General features: G+C 71.5%; 11 protein-coding genes. 10 read left to right on the top strand and 1 reads right to left on the bottom strand.

The genetic code is table 11. The features are described 5' to 3' along the window. Positions 1-170: 170 nt before the first annotated feature. The 6 genes from ACIQVL_RS14865 to ACIQVL_RS14840 all read left to right on the top strand — a co-directional run bounded on the left by ACIQVL_RS14865 (position 171) and on the right by ACIQVL_RS14840 (position 12,398). Positions 171-521: an SsgA family sporulation/cell division regulator gene (locus ACIQVL_RS14865; protein ID WP_403372580.1), complete on the top strand. Its 351-nt coding sequence runs from the start codon at positions 171-173 to the stop codon at positions 519-521. A gap of 229 nt (positions 522-750) precedes the next feature. After that, positions 751-3,729: a BTAD domain-containing putative transcriptional regulator gene (locus tag ACIQVL_RS14860; RefSeq protein WP_403433774.1), complete on the top strand. Its 2,979-nt coding sequence runs from the start codon at positions 751-753 to the stop codon at positions 3,727-3,729. Then, positions 3,726-4,757 carry a prepilin peptidase gene (locus ACIQVL_RS14855; protein ID WP_403475458.1) on the top strand — a complete coding sequence of 344 codons (1,032 nt, stop codon included), beginning with the start codon at positions 3,726-3,728 and terminating at the stop codon, positions 4,755-4,757. Before ACIQVL_RS14860 ends, ACIQVL_RS14855 begins: the two co-directional genes overlap by 4 nt. Before the next feature lie 156 nt (positions 4,758-4,913). Next, a complete protein-coding gene (locus ACIQVL_RS14850; protein ID WP_403475457.1) occupies positions 4,914-10,700 on the top strand; it encodes a WD40 repeat domain-containing protein in 5,787 nt (1,928 codons plus the stop codon). A gap of 44 nt (positions 10,701-10,744) precedes the next feature. Beyond that, positions 10,745-11,944 carry a cyclic dehypoxanthinyl futalosine synthase gene (gene mqnC / locus ACIQVL_RS14845; protein WP_403372572.1) on the top strand — a complete coding sequence of 400 codons (1,200 nt, stop codon included), beginning with the start codon at positions 10,745-10,747 and terminating at the stop codon, positions 11,942-11,944. A gap of 7 nt (positions 11,945-11,951) precedes the next feature. Next, entirely contained in the window at positions 11,952-12,398 is a 447-nt protein-coding gene (locus ACIQVL_RS14840) for an imidazolonepropionase-like domain-containing protein (protein ID WP_403475456.1), read from the top strand. A gap of 90 nt (positions 12,399-12,488) precedes the next feature. Here the strand turns inward: ACIQVL_RS14840 and ACIQVL_RS14835 are convergent, their stop codons facing one another. Further along, the gene (locus ACIQVL_RS14835; protein WP_403433781.1) at positions 12,489-13,523 is read right to left on the bottom strand and encodes a chitinase; all 1,035 of its coding nucleotides are present in this window, start codon (positions 13,521-13,523) and stop codon (positions 12,489-12,491) included. A gap of 305 nt (positions 13,524-13,828) precedes the next feature. On the opposite strand from ACIQVL_RS14835, the gene ACIQVL_RS14830 reads away from it, so the two are divergent. Genes ACIQVL_RS14830 through ACIQVL_RS14815 form a run of 4 tightly spaced genes read left to right on the top strand, consistent with a single transcriptional unit; the run spans position 13,829 to position 18,778 of the window. After that, positions 13,829-14,206: a hypothetical protein gene (locus tag ACIQVL_RS14830; protein ID WP_403475455.1), complete on the top strand. Its 378-nt coding sequence runs from the start codon at positions 13,829-13,831 to the stop codon at positions 14,204-14,206. Positions 14,207-14,228: 22 nt separating this feature from the next. Further along, a complete protein-coding gene (locus ACIQVL_RS14825) occupies positions 14,229-16,718 on the top strand; it encodes a glycosyltransferase (protein WP_403475454.1) in 2,490 nt (829 codons plus the stop codon). Then, positions 16,718-18,058, top strand: coding sequence for an acyltransferase family protein (locus tag ACIQVL_RS14820; RefSeq protein WP_403475453.1), 1,341 nt, complete (start codon positions 16,718-16,720; stop codon positions 18,056-18,058). Before ACIQVL_RS14825 ends, ACIQVL_RS14820 begins: the two co-directional genes overlap by 1 nt. Positions 18,059-18,082: 24 nt before the next feature. Beyond that, on the top strand, positions 18,083-18,778 hold the full coding sequence (locus ACIQVL_RS14815; RefSeq protein WP_403475452.1) for a demethylmenaquinone methyltransferase: 696 nt from the start codon (positions 18,083-18,085) through the stop codon (positions 18,776-18,778). Positions 18,779-18,802 lie beyond the last annotated feature (24 nt).

The following is an 18,802-nucleotide window of genomic DNA, read 5'->3' as shown; positions in this document are numbered from 1 at the left end:
GGGGCGGGAGAAGGTTTGTCAGCGTAGATGACGAAACTTTCAAGCAAAGTTTCAAGCACACCCGAAAGTGACACATGTCACTCAAGTCGCTTGTGTTTCCGGCGTAATGAACCCGTCGCCAAGCGCTCTCACTTGTACGACGGCCCATCACGCACCCCCGGAGACGATCCGTGCCCATCACGCTCGAGCAGCCCACCGGCGCCCGCCTGCTCACCGCCGACGAGCAGGAGGTGGCGGTCCCCGCGACACTCCGCTACACCTCTGCCGACCCGCAGGCCGTGCACTTCGTCTTCCCGCCGTGGATCTCCCTGGACGGCGAGGAGGTCACCTGGACCTTCGCGCGGGCCCTGCTGGAGGAGGGCCTGGCGGGCCCGGCCGTGCTCGGCAACGTGCACGTACGCCCGTACGGCGACTCCCGCACGGTCGTCGAACTCCGCGCGGAGGAGGGCGTGGCGGCGATCAGCTTCCCGACCTCCGCGCTCGCCCGCTTCCTGCTGTCCTCGCTGCGGGTCGGCGGCTGAGGGGCCGTGTGGGCCGTGTGGGCCGCGTGGAGAGAGTGTGCGCAGGTCGGGTGGCGGTAACTCCGGCCTATGGGGTGCACGTTGGCCAAAGCGGAGAATTCGGGCGGCGGTTGGTCGTTCTACCCCTTCGACGCTGTCGGTGCCAGTCAATAGGATCGTCAAGGGGACCTCGGCTGGCTCGATGCGCCCCCGGCCCACTCCTTCCACACACGACCCCGGGACACCCGCCATGGCGCGACGCAGCACATCAAGCTCGACGGGAAGGCCGACGGGCACCGCCCCGTCGGGTCCGCGGAACCGGACCCCGCAGCCGGTGCGGCTGCGTCGGCGCACGTTCGGGGACGTCGTCAAGGCGTTCCTCGCCTTCGTGGCGCTGCTGGTCCTCGTCGTCGGCGTCCCCGGCGCCCTCGCCGTGACCGTCGGCTGGCCCCTGCCGCGCAGCGCGCCCAGCATGGACTGGCTGTCGCAGCCGATCGGCGTCGACGTGTTCCTGAACACCCTGACGGTCATCGTGTGGCTGGCCTGGGCCCAGTTCACGGCCTGCGTGCTGGTGGAGGTCAAGGCCGCCCTCTCCGGTGTCGGCCTGCCCGGCCGGGTCCCCGGCGCCGGACCCAGCCAGCTGCTCGCCCGTCAGCTCGTCGCCGCGCTGCTGCTGGTCGGCGCCACCGCCGCCAGCTTCACCCCCGGTCTCTCCCAGCTCGGCCACAGCCTGGAGGGCAACCAGAAGGGCACGGTGGCCACCGCCCAGGCGACCCCCGGCATCCTCGCCCAGCAGCAGGAGCAGGCGAAGAGCACCGCCGCCGCCCTCGCCGAGCAGGCCGGCCACGCCGCGGCCCAGGCCGAACAGGGCGGCTCCACCGCCACGCACGGGGCCACGAAGTACTACCGGATCCAGCCGCCCGAGGGCCGCCACCACGACTCCCTGTGGGAGATAGCGCAGCGCCACCTCGGCGACGGCCGCCGGTACAAGGAGATCTACGAGCTCAACAAGGACCGCATCCAGCCCGACGGCTCCCGGCTCTCCGAGGCCAGCCTCATCCGCCCCGGCTGGATCATGGAGATGCCCGGCGACGCGCACGGCGGCGAACTCGTCGCGAACCCCGACGCGCACGTCTCGCCGGAGGTCCGGCAGCAGATCGGCGACTACGCGCAGACCGGCGACCACGCGCAGACCGGCGACCACGCCCAGCACCAGGAGCAGGGCGGCGGACAGCAGGCGGGCGGGGACGGGGCCACCGCCCAGATCACCGTGCCCGCACAGCGCCAGGCCGGCGACACCGGCACCCCCGCCGCGCACGCCCGGGAGAACTCCGGCGACTCCTCCTTCGGCCTGTCCGAGGCGCTGCTCGGCGCGCCGCTGCTCGCCGCCGGCCTGCTCGCCGCCCTCGGCCGCCGGCGCCGGCAGGCCCTGTGGCAGTCGGCGCTCGGCGCCGTCGGCGGCCGCCGCGGCATGGAGCCGCCGATCCCGGCCGGCGACGCCCAGGACGTGCAGGACGCGCTGCTGGTCGGCGCCGACCCGGAGGGCGTACGACAGCTCGACCGGTCGCTGCGCGGTCTCGCCGCCGCCCTCACCGCCGAGTCCCGTTCCCTGCCCGTCGTCTACGCGGCCTGGCTCAGCCACGGCGACCTGCACCTGCAGCTCGCCCAGCCGGCCGGCAAGCCCCCGGCGCCCTGGCAGCTCGGCCAGGACCAGACGTTCTGGACGCTGTCGCGCGCGGACGCCGAGCGCTACGAGGACACCGACGCGGCCGCCCCGTACCCCGGTCTGGTCAGCCTCGGCACCATGGACGACTCGCGGCTGCTGCTCAACCTGGAGGCCGTGCCCGGCATCGTCTCGCTGAGCGGCCGCGAGGCCGACCGGGCCGCCGTGTTCGCCTCCGTCGCCGCCGAACTCGCCACCAACGGCTGGTCGGACCGGATGACCATCACCCTCGTCGGCTTCGGCGCGGACCTCACCCCGCTCGCCCCCAACCGGCTGCGCCATCTCGACGACGTGGAGGCGCTGTTCGAGACGATGGAGGCGGAGACCCGGCAGCGGCGCGGTGCGCTCGGTGCCGCCGGGCACGACTCGGTCCTCACCGGCCGCACCGGCCCGGCCCAGCACACCCGCTGGGCGCCGAACCTCGTCCTGCTCGCCGCCCAGCCGTCCGCCGAGGACGCCGTGCGCCTCGCCGAACTCGCCGCCGACGCGGCCCGGCTCGGCATCGGCTACCTGGTCGGCAGCGAGCGCGACGACCTGCCCGGCGCCGCCTGGGCGATGGAGATCACCCCGGACGGCAGGCTGCTCGCCCCGCTCCTCGGCCTCGAACTCCAGGCCCAGCTGCTGCCCGCGGTCCAGCAGCGCGCGGTCGTCGAACTCTTCGTGGAGGCCGACCCCGAGCGCGACCCCGACGGGCCCACCACCACCCCGCCGTTCCTCGTCGACATCAGCGAGCAGGGCCGCCCCGCGGTGTACGCACGGCTCGTCGGCCCGTACGAGATCATCGGCCTGGACACCCCCGACGGGGACCGCAGCCCCCTCCTCCACGAGGCCCTCGCCCTCCTGCTCCTGCACCGCGAGGGCGTGCACCCGCGCGTGCTGTCGTCCGCGCTGTGGCCGCGGGGTGTCACGGAGGACGTCCGCGACGCGCTCCTGGAGCGGCTGCGCGGCTGGCTCGGCACGGACCCCGACGGCAGCCCCCGGCTCCGCGCCGACGCGGCCGGCCGCCTCACGCTCGCCAAGTCCGTCGTCTCCGACCTCGACGTGCTGCGCTCCCTCTACTACGAGGCGACCCAGGGCAAGGGCGCCGAGAGCCGCGCGGTCCGCGGCCGCCTCCTCACCGATGCGCTCGTCCTGGTGCGGGGCCCGCTGCTCGCCGACCGCGCGGAGGGCCGCTACCGCTGGCTCACCCACGAGATCATCGACGCCCAGCTCCCGTTGCTCGTCGCCGACATCGGCCTCGCGCTGTCCGCGTTCCACCTGGAGAAGGACCGCGCGGAGAAGGCGATCGAGGCGCTCGGCGCGGCCCTGCGGACGGCCCCGGCCGACGAGCGCCTCTGGAACGAGCTGCTGCGCGCCACGCATGCCACCGGCGACCCGGACCGGCTGCGCGCCCTCGCCGCCGACCTGATCACCCGCAGCGGCGCGCGCGGCCTGCCCCCGCGCACCGAGGCCCTCCTCGACGAACTCCTCCCGACCTGGCGCGACAGCGCCGCCGCCACCGGATGACCACCGCCCTGGACCTCGCCCTCCCGGCCGCCGCCGCCCTCTGGGGCGCGACGACCGGCGCCCTGCTGCCCCGCGCCGCATACCGCTTCTCGGCACCGGCGGGGGAGCAGTGGCACACCCGCTGCCCAGCCGGCCACCCCGTCACCGGCTGGCTGGGCCCCGCCCCCTGCAGCACCTGCACAACCACCACACGGACCCGCGCCGACGGACAGGTCCCCGAGGACGGACAGGCCCGCGAGGACGGACAGGTCCCCGAGGACGGACAGGCCCGCGAGGACGGACAGGCTCCCGACGAAGGTCAGACCCGCGACGACGGACGGGCCCCGGACGACGGACGGGCTCCCGCTGACGGATCCGCGGCCGCTGACGGATCCGCGGTCGCCGACGGCGAGGACGCCCCACAGGGGCCACCCGCACCCGACGACGAGACTGTCACGGGTGGTGCGGGTGGGAACACCAAAACCGCAACCACCCACGCACCCGCACCCACCCCCACCCCCCTCACCCTCGCGTCGGCCACCGCCTGCGCAGCCCTGGCCCTCGCCCTCGCCACCGGTACCCGCCCGGAGCTGGTCGTCTGGCTGCTCCTGGCACCCGTCGGCGTACTCCTCGCGGTCGTCGACTTCCGAGTCCAGCGCCTCCCCGACCCCCTCACTCTCCCCCTCGCGGCCGCCGCCCTCGCCCTCCTCGGCGTGACCGCCCTGCTCCCCGAGCACGCCGGCAACTGGTTCACCTCGCTCTACGCGGCCCTCGCCCTCGGCGGCGCCTACTTCGTGCTCTTCCTCGTCAACCCCGGCGGCATGGGCTTCGGCGACGTGAAGCTGGCCCTCGGCGCGGGCGCCGTCCTCGGCTGGTACGGCTGGCCCACCGTGCTGCTCGGCACCTTCGCCGGGTTCCTGTTCGGTGCCCTGTACGGCGGTGCGCTCGTCGTCGTACGGCGGGCCGGGCGCAAGACGGCGATCGCGTTCGGGCCGTTCCTGATCGCGGGGGCGTTCGCCGGGCTGCTGGTGGGGGCGTACACGGCGTAGCACTCCGGTAGTACGCAAAGACGTTCGACCGCTCGCCCCGTGCGGTGATTGTGCGGTTCCGGCGGACGTGGCGATGCTGAGGCAGGCCCGCGCCAGTCATGAACCGCGGGTGAGCCGCGGGTGAGCCGCGATCGGCGCGAGCGGGGGAGAGCCGCAGTGGGCGCAAGCGCAAGGAAGATCGAGCAGGTCGTATCCCGGTACCACCCCGTCTTCGACGTACCGAACCTGAAACTGGGGTACGGCCTGGACGGCAACCGCTACCTGGTCACCGGCGGCGCCCCGGACGGCCGGCTGCTGCGGCTGGGCCCGGACGGTTCCCGCCGCTTCGTCCGGGTCGGCGCCGCCGCCCTGGCCGTCACGGCCAATGCGGCCGGGGTGATCGCCGTCGCGGAGCACCACTTCGCGCACCGGATCGTCTTCTACGACGCCGACTTCACCGAACTCGGCCACTACGACGACTTCGCCGCCGACGACACCCTCGGCTACACCTCGCCCTCCGGACTCGAAGCCGCCGCGTCCGGCACCTTCTACGCCCTCGACCAGCACCGGCGGCGCGTGCTCAGGCTGAACCCCGACGCCACCCTGAGCGAGGAGATCCCCCTCACCGGACTGCCGCAGGAAGCCGTCTCGAACAAGACGGCGGTCGGCCTGCGCGTGGCGGAGGGCGCCGACCGCATCTACACCGCGTGGTCGAAGGCGGGGAACGGCGCGTCCGGCGTCCTCTGCGCCACCGATCTGAGCGGGCAGTTCCTCTGGTGCGACGAGGTCAGGGTCTCGGGCGGGCTCTTCGGCGGCTTCGACGCGAACGAGGACGGCGAACTCCATGTGATCGTCCAGGGCCGGGGCAGGCAGGAGCTGCGGGTCTACCAGCGCGGAAGTCTGGGACAGAAGGCGTGGGCACCCGGCACCATCGCGCTGCCCGACGACGGCCACGAGGTGCAGCACCTGCGCCTGCGCGACAAGAAGTACCACGTCAAGCGCAACGACCCGTTCTGCCTGGTCGAGGTGTACGACGCGCACCAGGGCACGGGCACCGCGCTCGGCCAGGTGCCGGCCGACGTCGAGCGGTTGAGCGTGCAGTACGACGCCGACGTGTGGACCGCCGGCCGGCCCGTGCCGCTGACCGTCACCCACACCCCGGGCAGCTGGGCCGGCCGGCCGCGCTTCCGGGTCTGGCTGCGCCCGCTCGGCCTGCCGGAGTTCACCGAACTCCCGCTGTCCGGCGGCGCGGTGACCCCGCCCGCAGACGCCCGCGGGCTGTACCAGGTGCGGGTGTCGCCGGACGTTGGCGGACGCGTGTCCGAGTACGTCCTCGACGGCATCGTCGAGATCCGCCCGGAAGGCGCCGAGCGGGGCTCGCTGTCCCTGATGAGCTGCCGTGTCGACAAGGACCGCGACGGCGTCGACAAGCCGCCGGTCGGCTTCAACCGCCTGCACTACGGCCGCGGCGAGGCCGTCACCGTCGCGATCGCGGCGCGGGCGGCCGCGGGGGTGCCGCTGCCGACCGCCGTACGGGTCGTGCTGACCCGGGCGGGGTCCGAGATCAGGGAGTGGGACGCCGTCCACCTGGACACCACGGGCGCCGGCCGGCTGGACATCGGCCCCGAGACCACCGCGGCCCTGGAGCCCGGACGGTACGTCGTCGACGCGGACGCGCCGGCCGGTTTCACCGTCGCCCCGCAGTACCTGGAGATCGGGCCGGGACTGGCCACCAGGCCGGACTTCCACCTCACCCTGTACTCCGACATCTACGCCCCCAACCACGCCTGCTTCCCGATCGACCCCCGCGAGGTCCCCAAGGACCCGGCCACCGCCCGGCTGCCGCGCTTCGCCGACCTGCCGGACCTGGTCCAGGCCCACCTGGCCAGGATGCGGGCGCTCGGCCTCAACCTCGCCGTCGACCGGCTCGGCGTGAACTGGGGTGACACCTTCTCCGCCGACTACGACGCCGACGGGGAGATCGTCGACAGGCTGAAGAAGTCACCGGCCGCGGTCCACTGGCAGAAGGCCGTCTTCGAGGACGTGGGCCGCCGGACCATCGCCGGCTACGGCGCGTACGGCATCGAGGAACAGGCGGTGCTCCTCTACAACGACGCCTTCCTGCCGCTTGACTGGCCGAAGAACTACGAGTCCCGTGACCTGCCGAAACTGGTGAACGACCTCACGACGACCACCGACCGGCTCGCCACCTACGCCGCCTTCCGCGGCTGGACCTGGGGCGCCAACTGGTGGAACGGCCCGGTGGGCGTGGCCGCCGCGGAGAGCGACGCGGAGCGGACGGAGTACAACGACCGCCTGCAGGCCATCGCCGACGGCGATCCCACCTGGGCGCCCGTGCTCGACACCGTGACCGACCGCTCGATCAGGCTGAAGCCGACCGCGGCGGAGGACTTCCGCAAGGCGCTCGACGACACGGCCCCGGGCCTGCCCCCTGGCCTGACCACCGCCCTGACCAGCGCCCTGACCACCGCCCTCACCCCGCCCTACCGGCAGCCCCAGACCGTGCCCCCGGTGCTGTTCGCCGAGGCCGACGAGGTCGACCTGCACTACCAGGGCGAGCAGATCCAGGTGATGCTGGCCACCGCCCACATGGTCGACTTCTACCGGCGGCCGGGCAAACCGGTCTGGGGCCACCCGGAGTTGTCCAACGACGACGGCACCGGCGGGATGATCCTTCCGACGCTGTTCCAGCAGGTGCTGCGCGGCCCGAACGGCACAGGCCTGGTCCCCGACGAGGGCGTCCGCCAGGTCGAACCGGTCGCCGCCTACGCGGAACGCACCGGCGGCAGCGGCTGGCGGCGCGGCGAGCCGCGCTCCGGAGGGGCGGGCAAGACCTCGGTCCAGCGCGCCGCGTTCGACCTGATCGCCCGCCTCGCCCCGGCCGTCGCGGGCGCCCGCTCCGCCGACCGGGTCGCGATCGTCGTCTCCACCCGGATGCTGCGCCTGGAGACCAACGAGGGCGGCTGGTTCGCCAGCCTCTACTTCGCCGGCCTCTACGACGCCTACAACGCCTGCCTGTACGCCCACCGCCCCGCGTCCTTCGTCTTCACCGAGGACGCCACCGCAGAGGTACTGCGCGGCTACCAGGCCGTACTCCTCGTGGGCCAGAAGGTCGACCTGGATCCGCAACTGGACGAGGCACTCCAGGCGGTGCGCGCGAACGTGTACGCCGACGCCACCTGCCACCCCAAGTACCTGACCGCCTTCCACCCGCTCGGCTTCGGCTTCGACCAGGTCGACCTCCAGCGGGAACCGGCCTGGCAGGGCGACGACACCTCCTACTACCGTCTGCGCCGCGCCTTCCTGGCCCAGGGCGCCGCCGTCGCCGGGGCGCTGGCCGCCGTCCCGCCGGTCGCCGAGTGCGACAACCCCGAGGTGCTGCTCAGCGAACGGACGGCCGGGGACATCACGTACATCTGGGCCGTCAACAACACGATGCCCGACTGGGAGCCGGAGACCGCCTGGCGGGTGGGGCTGCTCTGCGCCCAACGGCTGCCCGTGCAGGCCAGGCTGAAGGTGCGGCTGCCCCTGCTGCACCAGGTCGTCGACGTGCTCACCGGCGCACCGGTCGCGCTGCTCGACGGCGTCTTCACCGCGGACCTGCGGACCGTACCGGCCCGGCTCTACGCGATCGTCCCGCTGCTGCACGAGCCGCTGCCGACCGCCTCCGAGGACGGGTTCGGCCCGCACGTCCGGGACATCGCGGTCGCCGCGGACGGCCGTACCGCCGCCCTCAACACCTTCGACTGGGACCACAACCTCTACGGCCTCGACCTCGCCACCGGCCGCACCCGCTGGCGGCAGCGGGTCGGCCACCACTTCGCCTACGCCCCCGTCGCCCGCCCCGACGGCTTCGCCGTCCAGGGCTTCGACCTCGGCTCGGCCGAGGGCTACCACCTCTACCAGCTGGACCCCGCCGGACGGGCACAGCGCCGGTACGCCCTGTTCGGCCTGCCGAAGAAGGCCACCGACTGGTCGAAGAGCGAGTGGGGCTACGACTACGGGCTGAGCAACTTCGCGGTGGCGCCCGGCGGTTCGTGGACCGCCTCCTGCGGCGACCTGGGCCTCGCGGTGTGGGACGAGGAGGGGCACCAGAAGTGGACGCACCCCTGGTGGGAGCAGCACCGCCGCACCCCGCTGCGCCTCCTCGCCCTCGACGACGACACCCTGATCACCTTCGCCGACGACACCGTCACCGGCCTCTCCACGGCGGACGGCCGCACCCTGTGGACCTTCGCCACCACCGAGAACGGGAGCCTCGGCGGGGCCTTCGGCGCCGCGGCCGTCAGCGGTGACCGGCGTACGGCCGTGATCGCCTCCGAGGCCGACGGCGGCCGGGTCCTCGTGATCCGTGACGGCACCCTGGCCAACACCCTGCCCACCGCGGCGAGCGAGGTCTCCCTCTCGGCCGACGGCTCCTTCCTCGTCGTCACCACCGGCAACCAGCTCCGCGCCTTCGACACCGCGGGCGGGCTGTTGTGGACGTACACCGGGGACGACTTCCTGCGCCGCCCGGGAGTCTCGCCCGGCTCCACCCGGATCGCCGTGGGCAGCGAGCTGGGCACCCTGTCCGTACTCGGACGCGACGGGACCCTGCTGACCGCGACCGACCTGCGCGCCCTCCCGGTGCCGGCCTGGCTGCCCGACGGCGACCTGCTGGTGGCCACCTGGACGGGCACGGTGATCCGCTACGACGCCGACCTGGAGGAGCGCTGGCGGACCCGGCTGGTCCCGGAGGAGACGGACATCCGGCCGAAGCTGCAGGCCCCCGACCCGGTGCCGGTGGTGCGGGCGGAGTGGGGCAACGCGCGGTCCGAGGCCTACCCGCTGACCCCGAACCTCCTGGTGCAGACGCACGCCTATCTCGGCATGAGGACGGTCGATCCGGACCGTGGCATGACCCAGGACCCGAACGAGGTCTTCGGCCTCCTCACCGACGGCAGCGCCGATCCGCCGGCCGTACCGTGGCTGAACCGGACCCTCCTGAACGGCATGGGAGCCACCGGCTCGGACCACCGCTTCCTCTTCACGGTGGACACCTTCCGCTACCAGCTGGAGCTGACCGGCGTCACGATCGCCGAGGACCCCGCGCACCCCGAGTCCTGGCTGCGGGACGTCCTGCTCCAGTGGTGGGACGCCCGGGCCGGTGCCTGGCGGGACGGTCCGATGCTCCTCTCCGACCAGGCCCTGCACAGTCACGCCATCGAGCCGCCGCTGCACTCCGGACGCTTCCGGTTCGTCACCACCGGCGGCTCCACCTGGCCGGCCGGCAATCTCCGGCTCGGTGAACTCGTCCTCCACGGCAGGGTCCTCGGCCCCTCCCACCGGGACGTGGTGGAGAACAACGGCCTCGCCGTCCTCTTCGACGACCGCGTGGACGACGTGGAGGATCTCCTGCCCGCCAGCCCGTACGTCGTCGACATCCAGGAGGGCGGCGCGTACGCCGGTCACCGGTGCCTGCGGGTGCCCGTGGCGCTGCCGGACGCCCAGTACCCCATCCGGCACGGCCACTTCTTCCTGGACACGATGCACGACTGGAACTTCGAGATCAGGGAGCACCCGAGTGCCCCGGGCCAGTACCGGTACCTGCAGTTCGCCTGGAAGGCGCTCGGCGCCGGGACCACCGGGATCGGCCTGCGGCTGGGGCCCGGCGGCAGCCCGGAGGCGGACGGCGACAACCAGTACTTCGGTGTCAACGCCGGAATCTCGAAGTGGGGGTCCCCCGACACCCTGCTGACCCAGATCACGGTCCCGGCCGCCGAGTTCCCGGCCGGCGGCTGGCGGACCGTCCGCGTGGACCTGTGGGCGGCGAGCACCGGCAGGCTGAAGAAGATCACCCAGCTCGGCGTGCGCACCGACGGCGGCGGCGCCCTCTTCGACCAGATCGTGCTCGGCAGGACCGAGGCCGACCTGCCGCAGAGGCCGGCGCAGCGGCTGGCGTAGGCTGGCGGGGTCCGTCCACGACCCCTGCCGAAGGGAAAGCCCTGGTGACCGAGAAGGCCGACCTCCAGTCTGTCCTCGACCGTGCCGCGGCGGGCGGACGCATCACGCCCGAGGAGGCGCTCGACCTCTACCGTGACGCCCCCCTGCACGCGCTGGGCGCCGCCGCCGACGCCGTGCGCCGCCGCCGCTACGCGGGCACCGAGCACATCGCGACGTACATCATCGAGCGGAACATCAACTACACGAACGTGTGCGTCACGGCGTGCAAGTTCTGCGCCTTCTACGCGGCCCCCAAGGACACCGCCAAGGGCTGGACCCGCGACCTCGACGACATCCTGCGCCGCTGCGCGGAGACGGTCGAGCTGGGCGGCACCCAGATCATGTTCCAGGGCGGCCACCACCCGGACTACGGCGTCGAGTACTACGAGAAGCACTTCAAGGCGATCAAGGACGCGTTCCCGCAGCTGGTGATCCACTCCCTGGGTGCCTCCGAGGTCGAGCACATGGCCCGGATCTCCGGCGTCTCCGTCGAGGAGGCCATCACCCGCATCCACGAGGCCGGCCTGGACTCCTTCGCGGGCGCCGGCGCGGAGCTGCTCCCCGCACGCCCCCGCAAGGCCATCGCGCCCCTCAAGGAGAGCGGCGAGCGCTGGCTGGAGATCATGGAGACCGCCCACAGGCTGGGCGTCGAATCCACCTCGACCATGCTCATGGGCACCGGCGAGACCAACGCCGAGCGCATCGAGCACCTGCGCATGATCCGGGACGTCCAGGACCGCACGGGCGGCTTCCGCGCCTTCATCCCGTACACCTACCAGCCCGAGAACAACCACCTGAAGGGCCGCACGCAGGCCACGCTCTTCGAGTACCTGCGGATGATCGCCATCGCCCGCCTCTTCATGGACAACATCGCCCACATCCAGGGCTCCTGGCTGACCACCGGCAAGGAGGTCGGCCAGCTCTCGCTGCACTACGGCGCGGACGACCTCGGCTCGATCATGCTGGAGGAGAACGTCGTCTCCTCCGCCGGTGCCAAGCACCGCTCCAACCGCCTGGAGATCATCGACCTGATCCGCAAGGCGGGCCGCGTCCCGGCGCAGCGCGCCACCACGTACGAGCACCTCGTGGTCCACGACGACCCGGCGAACGACCCGGTCGACGAGCGGGTGATGTCCCACATCTCCTCGACGGCCATCGAGGGCGGCACGGCCCACCCCGAGCTGAAGCTGCTCAGCGCCAACTGACCCGGCCGTGCTGACGATTCACGCCGCGGTCGAGGTTCGCCGCGACTGGGACGGTGCCGCCATCGAGGACGGCGCCGTCGTGGTCGAGGGCGACCGGATCACCGCGGTGGGGACCCGGGCGGACCTGCTGGAGCGCTTCCCGGGCGCCCGGGTGCGGAACTGGCCCGGGGTACTCGGCCCGGCGCGCGTCCACGAACACGCCCTCCCGGACGCCCCGACACCGCGGGAACGCGTACACGCGGTGCTGAAGACGGGCGCGACGGCCGTCCTCGACCGGCACACCGACTCCCCGGAACTCCGAGCCGCGGCCGCCCGCAACGAGGTCCTGGTACTGCCCCACGCCCCTCGACCCCACCTCACCGAGACCACCAGAGCAGACCTGGCGGTATTCGACGAGACGGGGGAGTGCATCGCCACGGTGTGCGCGGGGCGCCTGGTCCACAGACGGCGCTAGTCCGACCTGTTTTTGGGGGGCGCGGGGCTGTATCGATGTGCGGCTCCGCCGCGTGGGCGCGACCAGCCCCCACCCACCCGCAGCCGACACTCAACCGGCCAACGCCTCCCCGAACGCCCCGGAACTCTGAGAAACCCCGCTGCAGTTCGTCGCTGCGTCGTCGTCATCCGTACCGCTCTCACACTGCACATCCCGGAACGTCGACCACATCGACACCCACGCGACCCCTTCCTCCTCCGCGAACGCCCGCACATCCTTCGCGTCGGACAGCGTGAACGTCTCCCCGTCGACATCGTTCACCCCGATCATCGAGGTCAGCGCCATCCCGCCCCACGCCCCCGCGTCCGACAGCCCGAACACCGTCTTCAGCTGCTTCTGCGTGGCCTTCGCCGAGGTGACCGCGTAGTCGCCCATGTCCCCGTCGTACGACTCGCCGTAGTTCATGGTCATGATGTCGACCGTCGAGACCTGCACGTCGTACTTGTTCGCGGACTCCAGCAACGCGAGGCCGTCCGAGTCGAGCCCCGACGGCATCACGGGGAGGGTGAACGAGACCTCCAGGTCCGGCCGTTCCTTCTGGAGCAGCGCGATCGCCTCCGACCGCAGCGCGACCGAGTCGGAGTCGGCGAGCGTGTCGCCCTCGATGTCGAAGTCGGCCTGCGTGGAGCCCGCGGCGTCCAGCGCGGCGCCGTACGCGGCGGCGAGTTTCGTCGCGCTGGAGCACGTCGTCGCCAGCTCCTTGCCGGAGGCCCCGCCGAAGGACACCCGGACCGTCGCACCGTCCTCCTTCAGCTTGGAGATCCGGGACTTCACGGTCGAACTGCCGACGGCGTCCGTCCCGTTCCAGGCCGGCGTGCAGCTGCTGCCGTCGGCGATCACGAAGGCCAGGTTGTACGTCGAGGGCGACCCGGCGGCGTCCGTGCCGGCGGCCTCCGTCGCGCTGACGTAGGGCGCGAACGACGTGCCGGACTCCGCCGAGCCGTCGGCCGTGCTCGCGGACGCCGACGCCTTCTTCGACGGTGCGGGCGCCGCGTCCGACGTGCCGCCGGAGCCCGAGGAGCACCCCGTGACTGCCATGGCAAACAGGCAGGTAAGCCCAGCAGCCGGCCTGAGGAAACTCCGCATTAAGATGCACCCGCTCTCGTGATTTGTGTCTCAGGCTCGAAACAAAGCCTGATTCCAAAGGAAAACGTCTCACACGGTCATGGTGTTCAACGGTTCGATCAATACATAGAAACTTCATGGAATGAAGGGTGCGGAGAGGACGAAAGGTGCGTCGCGAAAGGGGCGTTCAGGCAGTTTCCCGCCCCTGCCCGCCCTCGCAGCTGTTCATAGAATCTCTCAGTGAAAAGACAGGTTAAGGGGTTTCTCATGGGCACTTCACAAGAACTCAGAAGACGATCACATAAAGGCTCCCTAATATCCGTGGAATGCAATCCGAGCCTGCCATCGAAAGCCGCGCCGCCGGGCGCGGTCGCCGCCGCAAACAAGGCAACGGGTCTGCCGAGGGGCCCGTCTTCGTCGACTCCTCCGGGCGCCGCTCCAAGGTGCTGCGGCGCATCGGCCTCCTCCTCGGCGTCGTCTGCCTCGCCTACACCGGAGTGCTCGGTGCCGCCTTCATGGGCTGGGGAACCTCGCTCACCCCGGACTCGCTGATCCCCGATTTCGCACGCGCCGGCAACGCCCCCGGCGGCGAACGCCCGCAGGGCGGCATCGGCCGTCAGGCCGGCCTGCCCAGCGGCCGCCCCTCGGCACCGCCCTCGACCGCCGCCACCCCGTCCGCCTCCGCATCCGCCACCGCGGACTGACCGGGAACGCAGGCCTCTCCCCGTGACTACTCCGACGTCCGCACGCGGCCGCAGGCGCGCCCCCACCCGCATCGAGCGGGCGGCGGGCAGGGCCGCGGCGCTGCAGAAACCACGTGTCATCCTCGCCCTGCTGCTCCTGCTGGCGCTGACCTGCGTGATGCTGCTCGACGGCTATCTGCGCGCAGAGGTCGGCGGCGACCAGCGGGTGCGCACCGGAGCCAGCTCCAGCAAGGTCCCGGACAAGGTCCTCGACGGCGGCCCGATCCTCACCTTCCGGGGCGGTCAGGCAACCACCGTCTCGGTCCCCTCCAAGACCATCGCCCTCACCTTCGACGACGGCCCGAACCCGACCTACACCCCGCAGGTCCTCAAGATCCTGCAGCAGTACGACATACCCGCCACGTTCTTCCTGGTCGGCTCGATGGTGTCGCGCTACCCGAGCATCGTGAAGACGATGGTCCAGCAGGGCAACGAGGTCGGCATCCACACGTTCACGCACGTCGACCTCTCGTACCAGAGCGACGCCCGGATCAACCGCGAGATGCAACAGACGCAGCTCGCGCTGGCGGGCGCGGCCGGTATCACCACGACCCTCTTCCGCGCGCCGTACTCCTCGGAGACCGACGCCATCGACAACTACAGCTGGCCGGTCTACGAGAAGCTCGGCAACGAGGGCTACACCAGCGTCTTCGTCGACACCGACAGCGACGACTGGAAGAAGCCGGGCGTCTCGAAGATCGTCAAGTGGGCCACGCCCAGCGGCACCAAGGGCGCCGCCGTCCTCTTCCACGACGCCGGCGGCGAGCGCTCGCAGACGATCAAGGCGCTGCCGCAGTACATCAAGAAGATGAAGGCGAAGGGCTACACCTTCACCACCGTCAGCGGTGTCGTCGAGAAGCGGAACGCCGCGAGCCGGCAGACCGCCGCCGCCGGCACCACCACGAACGGCCAGGCCACCACCGGCCTCACCGAGGCCGGGGTGACCGGCACCGGCACCGTTTCTTCCGGCACCGGCACTGCTTCTTCCGGTACGGGCACTGCTTCTTCCGGTACGGGAACCGTTTCTTCCGGTACGGGCACCGCTTCGGGTGCGGGCACCGCTTCGGGTGCGGGCGCCGGTTCCCAGCCCGGTGCCGGCACCGCCCCGAACGGCGAGGGCGGCACCGCCCCGGGCACCCGCAGCACCACCACCGTCTCCCGGCTCCAGGCCGCCCACCGCACGGCCACCGGCATGACCCTCTACGAGGGCAAGGCCCTCATCGTGGCGGTGGCGATAGCCGAGTGGGCCCTCCCCGTCCTCTCCGGCCTGCTGTTCGTCGTCGGCGTCGCGGTGATGGGCCGCTTCGGGATGATGCTGCTCATCGCCCGCCGCCACTACAGACAGCGCAACAAACGCCGCTTCAGCTGGGGGGAGACGGTCACCCGGCCGGTGAGCGTGATCGTCCCCGCGTACAACGAGAAGGAGTGCATCGCCAACACCCTGGAGTCGCTGGCGCAGAGCACCCACCCGATCGAGGTCATCGTCGTCGACGACGGTTCCACGGACGGCACCTCGGAGATCGCCCGCGCCGCCGCCGACAAGCTCGGCATGCACAACGTCCGGGTCATCCGCCAGGAGAACGCCGGCAAACCGGCCGCCCTCAACAACGGTGTGCGCAACGCCAGTTACGACATCGTCGTGATGATGGACGGCGACACGGTCTTCGAGCCGGAGACGGTACGGCACCTCGTGCAGCCGTTCGCGGACCCCGGGGTCGGCGCGGTCGCCGGCAACGCGAAGGTCGGCAACCGCAACACGGTCATCGGCGCCTGGCAGCACATCGAGTACGTGATGGGCTTCAACCTCGACCGCCGCATGTACGACCTGCTGCGCTGCATGCCGACGATCCCCGGCGCCATCGGCGCGTTCCGCCGCGAGGCGGTCCTGGGGGTCGGCGGGATGAGCGAGGACACCCTCGCCGAGGACACCGACATCACCATCGCCATGCACCGCGCCGGCTGGCGGGTCGTCTACCAGGAGCACGCCAAGGCCTGGACGGAGGCGCCCGGTTCGCTGAAGCAGCTGTGGTCGCAGCGCTACCGCTGGTCCTACGGCACCATGCAGGCCCTCTGGAAGCACCGCAAGTCCCTGACGGACAAGGGCCCGTCAGGCCGCTTCGGCCGCGTCGGCATGCCCCTGGTCGTCCTCTTCCAGATCGTCACCCCGGTCTTCGCCCCGCTCATCGACGTCTTCACGGTCTACTCCATGATCTTCGTCGACTTCGAGGCCGCCCTGCTGGCCTGGCTCGCCGTCCTCGGCCTCCAACTGGCCTGCGCCGCCTACGCGTTCCGCCTGGACAAGGAGAAGTACCGCTACCTCGCGATGATGCCGCTGCAGCAGCTGGCCTACCGTCAGATGATGTACCTCGTCCTCATCCACTCCTGCATCACCGCCCTCACCGGCGGCCGCCTGCGCTGGCAGAAACTCAAGCGCACCGGCGAGGTCGGCACCCCGGCGGGGGTGAGCGGCTGATGACCTGGGACCAGCAGAACCCGTACCAGCAGAACCCCTACCAGCAGGGCTACAACGGCTACGACCACACCCAGTACGGCGGCCAGCAGCAGTACGTGCAGCAGCCGTACCCCGACTACACCTACACTCCGGCACCGGACCAGACGGCCCCGCTGCCCGTGGTGGAGCCGGAGCCGGACACACCTGCTGTGGGCACCCTCCCCCGCTCGAGCGAAGCCGAGAGTGGGGGAGGGTGGGCACAGCCGACAGTTCCGGGCACCGAGACAACAGACGCCAAGGAACCCGACGCGGAACCGCAGCCCAAAAAGCCCGCAAGGGACCGCTACTTCGACACCCTCCGCGCCGTCGCCCTCATCCGCGTCGTCACCTACCACACCTTCGGCTGGGCCTGGTGCGGCATGGTGTTCCCCTCCATGGGCATCATGTTCGGCCTCGCCGGCACCCTCATGGCGAAGTCCCTGGAGCGCCCCGCGCTCAAGGTGGTCAAGAGCCGCCTGCGCCGCCTCCTCCCGCCCTTCTGGTTCTGGGGTTTCTTCGTCGTCCTGGCGATGCTGATCCACGACTGGATGCCGGGCTGGCAGATCGTCTACTGGGTCGTCCCGCTCGGCGACCCGCCGGGCAACGCGTGGGGCGAGCAGGCCTGGGAGATCCTCTGGTACCTGCGCACCTACCTGTGGTTCGTCCTCCTCTCCCCGGCGATGCTGTGGATCTTCCGCAAGGCCCCGGTCCCGGTGCTCCTCCTGTCCCTCGCCCCGATCCTGGTCCTGAACTTCGTCTGGTCCGGCCCCGACAACCGCTTCGGCTCCGCCCTGTGGGACCTGTCGACGTACCTCTTCTGCTGGATCCTCGGCTTCGCCCACCGCGACGGCGTGCTCCAGCGGATGAAGCCGGCCCTGGTCGTCGTCGGCTCGCTCGCCGCCGTCGGCTACGGCGGCTGGTACGCCTTCTCGCACCAGGCCGACTTCGGCACCTACGACCTGGACGAGAACCCCCTCGCGCAGGCCTTCTGGTCGGCCGGGTTCGTGATGCTGCTGATGTGGGCGAAGGCCTACTTCAAGATCGACTTCGCCTGGCTGACCCGGTACCGGAAGGTCGACCGGACGGTCACGATCTTCAACGCGCGCGCGGTGACGATCTACCTCTGGCACGAGATCGCGCTGATCCTCGCGGTCCCGCTGATCGACCAGATGTGGAACGTGCCCGCGTTCGAGAAGTGGCTCCCACTGGACAGCCAGTGGTTCATGTTCGGCGTCGGCTGGATCCTGATCGCGGTGTTCGTCGTGGCGTGCGGCTGGGTGGAGGACGTGGCCGCGAAGAAGAAGCCGAAGCTTCTCCCCTGAGGGCGTGCTGCAACAATGGCGGGCGTGACCCGCGCTTCCCTGAACAAGCAGCCGCACGAAGTCGCCTCGATGTTCGACGACGTGGCGGAACGGTACGACCTGACCAACGACGTGCTGTCGCTCGGCCAGGACCGGCAGTGGCGGAAGGAGGTCGCCAAGGCGGTGGACGCGCGCCCCGCGCAGAAGATCCTGGACCTGGCGGCCGGCACGGGCACCTCCTCCCAGCCGTTCGCCCGGGCCGGCGCCTTCGTCGTGCCCTGCGACTTCTCCCTCGGGATGCTCCAGGTCGGCAAGCGGCGCACCGCATGGATGCCCTTCACCGCGGGGGACGCGACGAAGCTGCCGTTCAAGGACGACACCTTCGACGCGGTGACGATCTCCTTCGGGCTGCGCAACGTCCAGGACACCGACGCGGCCCTGCGCGAGATGTACCGGGTGACGCGGCCCGGCGGGCGGGTCGTGATCTGCGAGTTCTCGCATCCGACCTGGGCGCCCTTCCGGACCGTCTACACCGAGTACCTGATGCGTGCGCTGCCGCCGGTCGCCCGCGCGGTCTCCTCCAACCCGGACGCCTACGTCTACCTCGCCGAGTCCATCCGCGCCTGGCCCGACCAGCCCGCGCTGGCCGGCCGGCTGCGCGCGGCAGGCTGGTCGAAGGTGGCCTGGCGCAACCTCACGGGCGGAATCGTCGCCCTGCACCGGGGCTTCAAGGAGGCCTGAGCCCCGGCCCGGGGCTCACCGGCC

The sequence above is a fragment of the Streptomyces sp. NPDC090499 genome, assembly GCF_044769305.1.
GTDB lineage: Bacteria > Actinomycetota > Actinomycetes > Streptomycetales > Streptomycetaceae > Streptomyces.
The sequence above is the reverse complement of the archived record's forward strand: the minus strand, read 5'-3'. Positions and strand labels throughout refer to the sequence as shown.